Source organism: Romboutsia sp. 1001285H_161024_C4, assembly GCF_015550185.1.
Classification (GTDB): Bacteria; Bacillota; Clostridia; order Peptostreptococcales; family Peptostreptococcaceae; genus Romboutsia_C; species Romboutsia_C hominis.
Genome location: NZ_JADNAJ010000005.1, coordinates 34,182 through 46,998, shown reverse-complemented (window position 1 = coordinate 46,998; position 12,817 = coordinate 34,182). Strand labels below are relative to the sequence as shown.

Sequence of the window (12,817 nt, the reverse complement as noted above, 5' to 3'; positions counted from 1 at the left end):
TGAAAAGCTATAAAATCAAGATTATAGTCTATAGAAATAAAAATATGTTTGAATATGTAAAAAATGGTTATATAACTAATAATAAGGAATTATATTGATAAGACATAGAGGAGGTGAAGCTGTTATAATTTTTATAACAGTAATATCATGAAATTTAATAAATCAGTAGCCATAGGGCTAGGGGTAATTGTAATATGTGGAGCTGGATTAAGTTATTGGCTAATGAGAAATAGTGATGCCGTTTTATCACAAGAACAAGCGCAAGAAATAATACTACAAAAAGTACCAAATGGAAATATAGTAGAGATAGCCTATGAAAATGATGATACACCAAAATATAATTCAAAAGTATCTAAAGATAATGTAGTCTATGAAGTAGATGTAGATGCAAAAACTGGTGATATAGTTGAATATGAGCAAGAAATTATTCAAAATAATAATACAAACAATAAAACAAATAACAGTAGCGAAAAACTAATAAGTGAAAAAGAAGCTAAGGATATAATGTTAAAAAAAGTTCCTGATGCTACTATAAAAAGTATTCATTTAGATAAAGATCATGATGGTGATGAATATAAAGGAGTACTTGTAAAAGGTAATGAAAAATATGAAATAACTGTGAATGCTAAAACTAAAGAAGTAAAAGAATTTAGTCATGAGATGATAAGTAAAAGCGATAAAGAGTATGGACAATTAGAGATAAATGACTAAAATGAAAAGTGTAATTATTTAATAAGAAATTATTATATGATTACACTTTTCATTTTACTTTTATACATATAAAATATTGATGGTTATCATTATTATTATCAATTTTACTTATGAAAATAGTAATAATATAATATAGTTATAAATTAAACAATTGAAAAAATTAAAATGCTCTTTACAAAGGAGGAACTAATATGAAAGACATTGCTGTAATAGGGGCAGGAGTAGTAGGTTGTGCTATAGCTAGGGAATTATCAAAATACGACTTAGATGTAGCTATAATAGATAGGAATAAAGATGTAGCTGAAGGAATATCAAAAGCTAATAGTGGTATTATACATGGTGGATACAATGAGAAAAAAGGTACTTTAAAAGCTAAGTTAAATCTAAGAGGAAATGAAATGATGGATGATTTAGCTAATAAATTACAATTTCCTTTTAAAAGAAATGGAGCTTTAGTATTGGCTTTTAATGAAGAAGAATTAGAAAGTATAAAAAAATTAAAGTCTAATGGAGAAGAAATAGGAGTTAAGGGATTAGAAATTTTAGACAAAGAAAAAGTTTTAAGTATAGAAAAAAATATAAATAAAGATGTATTAGGGGCTTTACATGTAAAGACATCAGGTATAGTAAGCCCATATGAAATGGCTTTAGCTTTTGCTGAAAATGCAGTAGAAAATGGAGTTGATTTTATACTAGGAAAAGCTGTTGTAGATATAAAATTAGAAAATAATATATATAAAATACATTTAGAAGATGAAGAAGTAATAGAAAGTAAAATAGTTGTAAATGCATCAGGATTATGTGGTGCACATTTAAACAATCTAGTTAGTGAGATTAAATATGAAATAGAACCTGTAAAAGGAGAATACTGTTTATTTGATAAAGTTTCAGGTAACTTATGTGAAAAGACTCTATTTCAAGTTCCAAGTAAATTAAGTAAAGGTGTATTAGTAACTCCTACAGTAGATGGAAATCTATTAGTAGGTCCAAATGCTAAATATAATGATAATTTAGAAACTTCAAGAGAAGGTATAGATGAAATATTATATAAAAGCAAAAAAACTATAAAGGATATACCGGTAGATAGAATATTAAATACTTTTAGTGGATTAAGACCTAAAATAAATGGTGGAGATTTTATAATTGAAGAAGTTAAAGATTGTAAAAATTTTATAAATGTAATAGGTATAGATTCACCAGGATTAACAGCGGCACCAGCTATTGGTGAGTACGTAGTTGACATTATATCAGATATTATTAATTTAAAGGAAAAAGAAAACTTTAAAGAAATTAGAAAAAAAATGATTAGAATGTCAGAGTTAGGTATAGAAGAGAAAAATAAATTAATAGCTATAAATCCATCATATGGAAAGATGATATGTAAATGTGAGTTTGTTACAGAAGGGGAAATAATAGATGCTATAAAAAGACCATTAGGTGCAACAACTCTTGATGGAATAAAAAGAAGAACTCGTGCCATGATGGGTGGGTGCCAAGGAACAGGATGCATGATACCTATAAGTATGATATTAAGCAAAGAATTAGGAATAGATATAAGCGAAGTAAATAAAAATTCTAAATCTTCAATAGCTGTTGGATTTAAGGAGGATTAAGACTATGAGAGAATATGACTTAATTATAATTGGAGGAGGAGCTAGTGGTATAATATGCGCCATAGAAGCTTATAAAAAGGGAATAAAAAATATATTATTAATAGAAAAAGATAATGTATTGGGAGGAAGTTTAAATTTAAGTTATTATAATATAAGTAAACAAAGATATATAACAGGAAAAACTTACGAAAAGTTTTTACTAAAAGAACTTGAGAAATGTGAAATAGATATAAAACTAGATACAATGGTAATAAAGATAGAAGATGAAAATAAAGTACTTTGCACAAATCCAGCAAATGGTATAGAAAAGATAAAGGGAAAAAATATAATACTTGCAAATGGTGCTAAAGAAGGTTCAAGAAAAGCATTAGATATGGTAGGAGATAGATGTTCAGGAATACTTACTGTAGGTATGGCAAATAAAATACTTAATATGGGAAATATTGTACCAGGAAAAAATATACTTATATATGATAATAAAACACTATATATGATAAAAGATGAGTTAAAAAATAGAAATATAAATGTAGTTGGTATAATATCTAACGATAGTGATGTAGATACTTATGGTTTAACTGATAAAGTATATAATAACTATGAAATAGATTCAATTTATGGAGAAGGAAGAATAGAGAGTGTTAAATTAGTAAAAGACGACAAAGAAGAAATAGTAAAATGTGATACATTAATATTTGCAAGACCTATGTTATCTGATGGTCTAGTTGCCATGAGAAGTAATATAAAATTAAATCCATCAACAACAGGACCAGAGGTTAATGATAAATTTATGACTTCTATGGATAATGTATATGCTTGTGGAAATGGTATATATATACATGAGTATATAGAAGATATAGAAGATGAATGTAAAAAACTTGTTGACAATCTTTTATAAAGTAAACTAATTAAAAAAACTATGAAATACATAATTTATAGTAATATATGTATTTCATAGTTTTTTGTTTAAGGATATTGTATTTAAAAAATTGAAGCTAAGAATATTTAAGTAATACTTATAAGTGAAATATAAAGATTATAGTATTATACAGTTTTTATCTCGTGAGCTGTAGAGTTATAAGTAAGTTGGTCTAAATTTTTATTAAATCTCTTTAAAAGCATAATTGATAATAATAAAACTAATCCTTCAGAAGCTATTGTTGAAATCCATATTCCATTACCACCGAATATTAAAATCATAATTATTAAAGATAAAGACACAGCAAAAAGACCTCTATTTAATGATATTATACAAGCATCAGCAGTTCTTTCTAATGATGCTAAAAATCCTGATATAACCACATTGAAGCCTAGTAATAAGAAAGATACTGAAAAAATCTTAAAAGTGTTTTTTGTAAAATTAAATAAATTCATATCAGATTTATCTATAAACATAAGGACTATAAAATGGCTGAATCCCTTGGGATATACCAAGCATAGTAGATAACACTAAAGTGTTTATATAAGAAATAACACTATAACTTACTAAAGCATCTTCTCCTAAGAATTTAAGTATACACTGATTAAATAAAAGTATAACAATACCTATACTCAACTCTGTAGTACAATCTGAAAAACCTATTGTCATTATTCTTTTAAAGTAACTAAACTCAAATTTAAATTTACAAATTTTTAACTTAGAATTTTTACTAAAAAAATGTAACATGAAAAATACAAAAGAGAAAGCACGTGCAAGGCCAGTAGCAAGTGCAGCACCCTCAACACCCCAGTTAAATTTAAAAACAAAAACATAGTCAAGAACTATATTTGTTATAGCAGATATTATAACTCCTGTAGTAGATAAATGGGGATAACCATCTGTTTTGATTAATACTTCTAGTGCATAACTTACTATGTAAAACACGATAAATAAAATTATAATACTTAAATAATTTTTAACCATAGGTAAAATCCCAGGTGTAGCACCTAAAAATAAGGCTATTTCATCTAAAAATAATAAACTAATTATAGTTATAATAAAAGATATTATAACTAGCCCTACTATTGTAATAGAAAAATAATTACTAGCATTTTTAATATCCTTGTTGCCAAGTTCCATAGATATAACGGCTGATGAGCCTATTGAAAATAAAACTGATAGAGCAAATATAAAGTTTGTATAAGGCATAGCTATATTAACAGCTGCAAGTGCATCTGGTCCAACTCCTTTACTAACAAACATAGCATCCACCATTACGTATAAAGCGGAAACCCACATGGAAGCAACAGAAGGAATTACATATTTAACAAATTTTTTATTTAAGCCTTTGTTATTGCTTTTTAATGCTATTGTAGACATAATATCAACTCCCTTCAAGAATAACTATAAACTATGGTATAATACACAGGTCAAATACTTTTTAATATAAATACATACATATAAGTATATTCATTATTTGTATTTTAGTGATACAAATAAATATTTTAAGTAACTTATATTACAAAAGTGAGAGTAAGTGTCACATCGTTGGCGAGATGAGAGAAGTGAATTTTTTTTTAGGAGGATAGTCATGAAGCGCTATTATAAAATTGGAGAATTAGTAAAAACTTACAATATAGGAAGAGATGCTATCAAATATTATGAAGAACTTGAAATATTAAAGCCAACTAGAGATAAAAATGGATATAGATTATATAGTATAGATGATGTATGTAAACTAAATTTAATAAGAGAACTTAGAAATTTAAATATACCTATGAAAGAAATAAAAAAATATCTTGAAAAGAGAGATGTAGAGTCTACTAAAAAAATGCTAAAAGAAGAAATGAACATAATTGAAAATAAAATAGAAATATTACTAAATCAAAAAAGAAATATTCAAAGTCGGCTAAAAGTAATAGAACAAAGTATCAACAAAAATGATTTTGAAACATTAAAAGTGAAATATTATGATGAGCGAAAAGTATTAGTAGTTGGGGGAAATGTAGATTGTAATGAAAGTGTAGATTATCTTATTCAAAAACTGAGAAAAGAGCTTGAAGATAATTTTTATATAATAGGAAACAACAATATAGGTTCTATATTTGATAGTAAAAGTATAGAAAAAGGAAGAATAGATAAGTATAAGCATGTAATTGCTTTTTTAGAAGATGATAGTGAAATATCTGATTTTAGCCTGAAAAAAGGTGATTACATAAGTTGTACCTATAAAGGAAAATACGCAAATAATAGAAAATATTTAAAAGCTATGTATAACTATGCAAAAGAAAATGGCTATAAGATAGTAGGCGATCCTATAGAAATATATGATGTTGATATATATGAGACTAGTAATGAAGATGAGTTTATAACTAGTTTAGAAGTGAGAATAGAAAAAATATGATATAACTATAAAATTAAATTACACCATTTACAACATATAACTTATATTACAATGAAAAATTTATAAAGAATGAGGTCTTAAATGAAAAGTAATTTGGAAAATATCTAGCTAGGTGAAATGCAATTTTATGTGAACAAAGGTTATTTTCGATATTTCACAAAGTTTTATTTTAAATATTTAGGGTATATCTAAAATAAAGATGTAAAATAAAACTTTATAACATTTTAAATCACATAAGATGAAGGAGAGTAAACATGAGACAAGAGATAATAGACGTAGATGCTAGAAAGTACAAGACAGTAAGTTGCCCATATTGTAGGAAAAACGACAGAATAGAGTTAGAAAAGGTTTATAAAGATGACAACAACGATGATATATATAAGTATATATGTGAGTATTGTAGTATTACTTTTGATTTAAAAAAAGAAGACAGAGATTATAAAAAAGACTCTAATAAGAATGAGTGGAAAGATGTAACAGAAGAAATGAAATACATAATGGGAATAAAAATGTAAATAACATAAATATTAGATAAAATTTGTATAACTCAAAAGATGGTTTGTGTTGTACAAATTTTATTTAATAACTAGGCATATATTAGTACCTAGTTATTTAGAATAAATAGTGGTAAACTGTATCATAAATAACGGAGTTATGACTTGTATAATTTAGTGAACTATAAATTTTGATTTATGAGATAAAAATAACCCCTTAAAATTGACAAATCTGTCAATTATAAAGGGATTATTTATTTAAAATGATTTAATTAACTCTTCTAACTTTTTAGATAAAGTTTTTGCACGTTCAAAATCAGTATCCTTTAAAGCAGAAGCTATTTCCATTTCAACTGATTTTTTCTTTTCTTCAATTTGCAGATAGTCTTTGTCAAAATGATTAGCATAAATCATCTTTCTAAATTTACGCATGCTCATTTTTCTAATTGTCTTATCTTCAATAAGTAAAACATAATCCGCACAGTTAACTATAAAATGATAATCATGAGAAACCATTAAAATAGCACCTTTATAATTTGCTATAGCTTTTTCTAGAGCCATTTGAGAATAAATATCTAAGTGGCTTGTAGGTTCATCCATTAGTAACATATTTGCTTTACTAGCAGAAACCTTCGCCAATTGAAGTATATTTTTTTCTCCACCAGATAAAGATTCAATCTTTTGTGTAAGTATATCTGAATCAAAACCATATCTTGAAACATATCTCCTAATTTCACCATAAGTCTCAAATCCAACATCATAGAACTCTTGAAGTATTGTATTAGACTCATTTACTACTTCACTTTGCATTTGAGATAAATAAGCTAGCTTAATGTTTTCATTTATTTCAATAAATTTATTATTATTTTTAAATATTTCTTTTAATAAAGTAGTTTTTCCTACACCGTTTGTACCAACAATAGCTACTTTATCAGTAGATTTTATCTCAAAGTTAACATTTTCTAAAAGAACTTCATCAAATGATATAGAAAAATCACTAGCCTTTAAAGCAATAGTTTCTTCAATTTCATTATTTGTCTCTAAATTGATATACGGTTGTTTAATATCTACAAATGGTGCTTTAATTTTTTTGGCTTCTAATCTTTCTTGGATTTTAACTCTAGCTTTTAGAGCTCTACCTCTAGAAGCTTCAGCATTATAGGTTGCTTTTTCTCTTAATATTTCGATTAAAGCTTCATTTCTCGCAATTTCTTCTTCATCAGCAATAGCCATTTCTTGTAACTCGATTTTAGTTTGAAGAAGAGATAAGTTGTAATCAACATATCTACCATCAAATTCTTGTAGTTCTGTATTCTCAAGATGGATAATTTTATTAAAACAATGATTTAATAAATATCTGTTGTGTGTAATAACTAAAATTGTTTTCTTATGAGAATTAATTAAATTTTTAAGAGCGTTAAGATTCTCAAAATCTAAGAACACATCTGGCTCATCCATAATCATTAAATCTGGGTTATTAAGCATTTCCTTAATAACTTGAATAAGTTTAAATTCTCCACCACTAAGTTCAGATATCATTTTATCTTTATGCTTAGTTAAATTTGCAAGATTTAGTTTCTTATTAATGTTACTCTCATAATCGTCACCATCAATTGCATTAAATGCATCTAAAGCTTCTTGGTACTTTTCTAGTAAAGCATCAATATCAGTAGAGTTTTCCATTTCACCGCAAATAGATGATATTTCATCTTGTAGCTTGATAAACTCTTGTGCTATATATTCGAAAACTGTAGTTTCTTTTATTTTGTCTAGTTGTGAGAACTGACTTACATACCCAATTCTTAAATTTGGATTCATTTCTAACTTACCATCAAATATATATTTTTCTGGATCCATTATTATATCTATAAGTGTACTTTTTCCGCTACCACTTGCTCCTATAAAAGCACAATGTTGACCATCTTCTAATGTAAATGAAACATTATTATATAGATCTCTTTGCGGAAGTGAGTAGGACAAGTTGTCAATTTTTATCATATAATTACCTCTCTTTATCATTTAAAAAAATTCGCTTTGATTAAGCGATATGTCGCTAATGACCTAAAGGTCTGCTTTTTTTAATAAGATATAAAAAGAGCCTATAAAAATAAGCTCTTTAATATATAATCAATTATATATAGTAACGACATTTTTTGATTTCTTTTGATAGCATAACACTTTTTAAGGATAATTTCAATTATTTAAAATTGGATTTTTTCAAAGTAAATCCAAGATGAATATTACATAGTAGAGATTTAAATTATGACAATATATTTGTTTTTAACAAGTGTATTGTATTACTTTTTGCAATTCATGATTGGATGAGTAATAAAAAAAGCGAAGATTCTAGAAGAGAAAGATTTGTTTAAGAAACACTTAAAGGCAGCTCTTTGACCTTTGTCTAAATTCTATACCGAAGCCAACTCTTAAACTACTACACAGCTAAATCAAACTCAGTAGTATCTATTACAACTATCTTAGCTTCAACATTTTCCACTAAATCACCTACATTAGGAGCAAATATATTTTTCTCAACTATCATGTCCATAACTTCTTTTATTTCAGCTTTATTTATACCTTCTCTAGGATCATCAACTGATATAAAAAGAACTCTTCAAAAAGTATTCTTAAAAGACATTACTAATCTCTTTGTAGTTTACATTAACATACCTCCTTGTACATAAATTTATTAGATAACTAATTTAAGATAGTATTATCTTGCTTATTTATCTTAAGTTCATCGTGAACTTACAAAGATAAAATAGCTCTTGTAATATCGAAAATATTTAAGCCTTCAAAGAAAGTATTTGAAATATGAACTGTTTTAAAGTGATTTATAGAGGGAATTAATTAAATTAAGGGATTTGGAAAAATTTTACTTTATACTTTGAGAAATTATAAAGAATATTTAAATAAATATTAAAATACATTAATAACAAATTAGAGGGTGGTTAGTATGAACAGATATTTAGATAAGCTTGAAAATTTACACATAGGAATAAGTGGCACATGTTTGGCATTTATAACACTTAGTAATTGTTGGTTAATTAAAGATATCGGTTATCTAAAACCAATTGCAATAACTATAGCAATAATAATGCTTTCATTAATGCTAATGAGAGTTATAAGATTTCCAAAAGTAATGTTAAAAGAATTAAGAGATCCGGTTATAGGAACATTTTATCCAACTATGGGTATGGTAACTTGGTTAGTTTCTGGATTTTTCTATCCACAATTTCCAACTGTATGCAGTGCTTTATGGTTAGGCGCAGTAGTATATCATTATGCTATTGTAGTATATTACACAATAATAAGAATTAAAGAAAAGAACTTTAATAATATAATGCCAACTTGTTTTATCATATATACAGGTATGATAACAGGAAGTGTGGCAAGTAAAGGAATGGGAGGAATAATTCCACCAATAGCAAACTTTATGCTTATGTTTGGATTTATATTTTACACACTACTATTACCATTAGTTCTTTATATAGTATTTAAAAGTGAAATACTAGATGATAAAAAATTACCTACTGTTGGTATAGTTTGTTCACCAGCTCCACTTGGAATAGTTGGGATATTAACTATAGATCCAAATCCAAATATATATATGCTAACTTGGTTAATAATAACTGGATTAATACTTCTAGTAGTTGTTTACGGATATATACTAAAGCTTTTCAAAGAAGGATTTAAACCAACATATGCAGCATTTACATTCCCATTAGCAATTGCAACATTAGCAGCTTTTAAATTATCAACATATTTTGGAGCAATAGGTTATAAAATAATAGGAAATGTATTTGAATTATTAGGAAATATAGAAATATTTATAGCAACATATGTAGTATTCTTTATATTATTAAATTTTATAAATCTGTTTTTCAAAGCAATAAATCCAAAATTTGGAGCTTATTTAGAAAAAGAAGAAGAATTAATTGGTGGAACTATATATTCTAATGAAAAATAATAAAAGTTTAAGAAATAATTGATAAAAAGGATATATAAATAGGAATTTTACAAGTTTAAAAAAATGGAGGGGATATATATGTCTCAAATGACTAAAAAATCATTTGCTGCATCTTTGAAAAAAATGTTAGCCCAAAAATCCTTGGAAAAAATAAAAGTAATAGATATAACAGAAGATTGTGGAGTAAATAGGCAGACATTTTATTATCATTTCAAGGACATTTACGATTTACTAGATTGGGTTTACACATATGAAGCAACAAGAGCTTTAGATGGGAAAAAGACATACGATACTTGGCAACAGGGATTTGAATATATATTTAACTACATACTAGATAATAAATCTTTTGTATTAAATACATTCAACTCTGTAAGTAGAGAACATCTAGAACGTTACTTATATAATGAAGTACAATTACTTCTTATAGGAGTAGTAGAAGAAAAGGCAAAAGATATGGCAGTTAGAGAAAAAGATAAAGAATTTATTGCAGATTTTTATAAGTATGCATTTGTAGGTATTGTGCTTGAATGGATTAAAAAAGGAATGAAAGAAAACCCTAAAGATATTATTAAGCGATTGAATACATTGATTTGTGGAAATATAGAAGAGGCTTTAGAGAGATATAGAACAGACAAATGGGATTAGTACAAAAATAGATAGAAAATATAAACTAGACAAATATTATTATTTGTCTAGTTTTTTTACAGATTTATAGTTATGTTTAAAATTTTTACAAAGCCTTAATATTGTCTATATAATAAAACCTAAAATGGGAATATGATATTAATAAATAAATTACTAAAGCTTTTATCATAAATAAGCTTTAAAGTATAGGGGATGATTTTATATGTATTATAGTAATGGGAATTACGAAGCATTTGCACGACCACAAAAACCTGAAGGTGTGGATAGAAAATCAGCATATTTAGTTGGAGCTGGTTTAGCATCTTTAGCTGCTGCATGTTTTTTAGTTCGTGATGGACAAATGAAAGGTGAACATATTCATATCTTAGAAGAAATGGATATAGCAGGTGGAGCTTGTGATGGAATTAATGATCCCGAGAAGGGATTTATTATTCGTGGTGGGCGTGAAATGGAAAATCACTTTGAATGCTTATGGGATTTATTTAGATCAATACCTTCAATAGAAACTGAAGGAGTTTCTGTATTAGATGAATTTTATTGGTTAAATAAAAAAGATCCAAATTATTCTTTAATGAGGGCAACAGTTAACCGTGGAGAAGATGCTCACACAGATGGAAAATTTGCATTAACAGAAAAAGCATCTATGGAAATAATAAAATTATTTATGGCAAAAGAAGAAGATTTATATGATAAAAAAATTGAAGATGTATTTACAAAAGAATTCTATGAATCAAACTTTTGGCTATATTGGAGAACTATGTTTGCCTTTGAAGAGTGGCATAGTGCCCTTGAAATGAGAAGATATATTCAAAGATTTATTCATCATATTGGTGGACTTCCTGATTTTTCAGCTTTAAAATTTACAAAATATAATCAATATGAATCATTAATTTTACCAATGGTTAAATACCTAGAGTCTAATGGAGTTCATTTTCAGTATAATACAACTGTTACCAACGTGATCTTTGAAATAACAGAAGACAAAAAGATAGCAAAACAAATTGTTTGTATTAAGGATGGAAAAGAAGAAACTATTGATTTAGTAGAAGATGACTTAGTATTTGTTACAAATGGTAGTTGTACAGAAAATTCAAGTCTAGGTGATGATGATCATGCACCAGTTTTAAATACTACTGAAGGAGGTTGCTGGAGACTTTGGAGAAACATAGCAGCACAAGATTCTTCTTTTGGTAGACCAGATAAATTCTGTACTAATATAAATAAAACTAATTGGGAATCTGCTACTATAACTACTTTAGATAATAAAATTCCACCATATATAGAAAAAGTATGTAAACGTAATCCATTTAGTGGAAAAGTTGTTACAGGAGGAATTGTTACAGTTAAAGATTCATCTTGGCTAATGAGTTATACTTTAAATAGACAACCACATTTTAAATCTCAACCAGATAATGAGCTTGTTGTATGGGTTTATGGATTATTTACTGATGTAGATGGAGATTTCATAAAAAAACCAATGAAGGAGTGCACAGGTTATGAAATTACTCAAGAATGGCTATATCATTTAGGAGTTCCAGTAGATGAAATTCCTGAGATGGCAAAAAATTCTGCTCATTGTATTCCTTGCATGATGCCATACATTACTTCATTCTTTATGCCAAGAACAGCTGGAGATAGACCAAAAGTAGTACCAGATAAATGTGTTAACTTTGCATTTATTGGTCAATTTGCAGAGACTGTTCGTGATACTATATTTACAACAGAGTATTCTGTAAGAACTGCTATGGAGGCTGTATATACACTACTTGATGTTGACCGTGGAGTTCCTGAGGTATTTGGTTCTTGCTATGATATTAGGGTGTTACTTGATTCAACTTCTAAGATGTTAGATGGTAAAAAATTAAAAGATATTAAGTTACCATTATTAGATAAAATTAAATTAGATATAATTAAGAAAGAAGTTTCAGGAACTGTAATTGAAGAATTATTACAAAGATATAATTTAATATAAGTTAACTATGATTAGTAAAATTATGTTAAATAATAATAAACCGTATCACAAGTAAGTGATACGGTTTTATTGTATTGTAAAATTATAAGTAA

Annotated in this window: 13 protein-coding genes; 9 read left to right on the top strand and 4 right to left on the bottom strand. The window is 26.8% G+C overall.

Annotated features, from left to right (window positions below; genetic code table 11):
* Positions 1-147 precede the first annotated feature (147 nt).
* The 3 genes from I1959_RS09775 (at position 148) to I1959_RS09765 (ending at position 3,219) form a co-directional block, all read left to right on the top strand.
* A complete protein-coding gene (locus I1959_RS09775) occupies positions 148-711 on the top strand; it encodes a PepSY domain-containing protein (RefSeq protein ID WP_092925483.1) in 564 nt (187 codons plus the stop codon).
* Between the two features lie 191 nt (positions 712-902).
* On the top strand, positions 903-2,324 hold the full coding sequence (locus I1959_RS09770) for an NAD(P)/FAD-dependent oxidoreductase (RefSeq protein WP_195238146.1): 1,422 nt from the start codon (positions 903-905) through the stop codon (positions 2,322-2,324).
* Between the two features lie 4 nt (positions 2,325-2,328).
* Positions 2,329-3,219: an FAD-dependent oxidoreductase gene (locus tag I1959_RS09765; protein WP_195238143.1), complete on the top strand. Its 891-nt coding sequence runs from the start codon at positions 2,329-2,331 to the stop codon at positions 3,217-3,219.
* A gap of 146 nt (positions 3,220-3,365) precedes the next feature.
* Here I1959_RS09765 and I1959_RS15520 read toward each other — a convergent pair whose 3' ends face one another.
* A complete protein-coding gene (locus tag I1959_RS15520; RefSeq protein ID WP_243240030.1) occupies positions 3,366-3,716 on the bottom strand; it encodes a hypothetical protein in 351 nt (116 codons plus the stop codon).
* Positions 3,703-4,620, bottom strand: coding sequence for an MATE family efflux transporter (locus I1959_RS09760; RefSeq protein ID WP_243240029.1), 918 nt, complete (start codon positions 4,618-4,620; stop codon positions 3,703-3,705). The genes I1959_RS15520 and I1959_RS09760 overlap by 14 nt, the downstream gene beginning before the upstream one ends.
* Before the next feature lie 211 nt (positions 4,621-4,831).
* Between I1959_RS09760 and I1959_RS09755 the strand changes: the two genes are divergently transcribed.
* The 3 genes from I1959_RS09755 to I1959_RS09745 all read left to right on the top strand — a co-directional run bounded on the left by I1959_RS09755 (position 4,832) and on the right by I1959_RS09745 (position 6,159).
* On the top strand, positions 4,832-5,644 hold the full coding sequence (locus I1959_RS09755; RefSeq protein ID WP_195238141.1) for a MerR family transcriptional regulator: 813 nt from the start codon (positions 4,832-4,834) through the stop codon (positions 5,642-5,644).
* Positions 5,645-5,661: 17 nt separating this feature from the next.
* Entirely contained in the window at positions 5,662-5,736 is a 75-nt protein-coding gene (locus I1959_RS15890; protein ID WP_166506256.1) for a YoaP domain-containing protein, read from the top strand.
* 162 nt (positions 5,737-5,898) lie between these two features.
* A complete protein-coding gene (locus I1959_RS09745) occupies positions 5,899-6,159 on the top strand; it encodes a hypothetical protein (RefSeq protein WP_166505538.1) in 261 nt (86 codons plus the stop codon).
* Positions 6,160-6,396: 237 nt separating this feature from the next.
* On the opposite strand, the gene I1959_RS09740 is transcribed toward I1959_RS09745, so the two are convergent.
* Positions 6,397-8,136 (bottom strand): ABC-F family ATP-binding cassette domain-containing protein, encoded by a 1,740-nt coding sequence (locus I1959_RS09740; protein WP_195238139.1) that lies wholly within the window; start codon positions 8,134-8,136, stop codon positions 6,397-6,399.
* 436 nt (positions 8,137-8,572) lie between these two features.
* Positions 8,573-8,740 carry a DUF2922 domain-containing protein gene (locus tag I1959_RS15515; RefSeq protein ID WP_166506255.1) on the bottom strand — a complete coding sequence of 56 codons (168 nt, stop codon included), beginning with the start codon at positions 8,738-8,740 and terminating at the stop codon, positions 8,573-8,575.
* A gap of 354 nt (positions 8,741-9,094) precedes the next feature.
* On the opposite strand from I1959_RS15515, the gene I1959_RS09730 reads away from it, so the two are divergent.
* The 3 genes from I1959_RS09730 to I1959_RS09720 all read left to right on the top strand — a co-directional run bounded on the left by I1959_RS09730 (position 9,095) and on the right by I1959_RS09720 (position 12,725).
* Positions 9,095-10,108 carry a TDT family transporter gene (locus I1959_RS09730; RefSeq protein WP_092925499.1) on the top strand — a complete coding sequence of 338 codons (1,014 nt, stop codon included), beginning with the start codon at positions 9,095-9,097 and terminating at the stop codon, positions 10,106-10,108.
* Between the two features lie 78 nt (positions 10,109-10,186).
* Complete coding sequence (locus I1959_RS09725) at positions 10,187-10,753, top strand: TetR/AcrR family transcriptional regulator (RefSeq protein WP_195238137.1); 567 nt, start codon at positions 10,187-10,189, stop codon at positions 10,751-10,753.
* Between the two features lie 202 nt (positions 10,754-10,955).
* Positions 10,956-12,725: an oleate hydratase gene (locus I1959_RS09720; protein WP_195238136.1), complete on the top strand. Its 1,770-nt coding sequence runs from the start codon at positions 10,956-10,958 to the stop codon at positions 12,723-12,725.
* Positions 12,726-12,817: the final 92 nt, after the last annotated feature.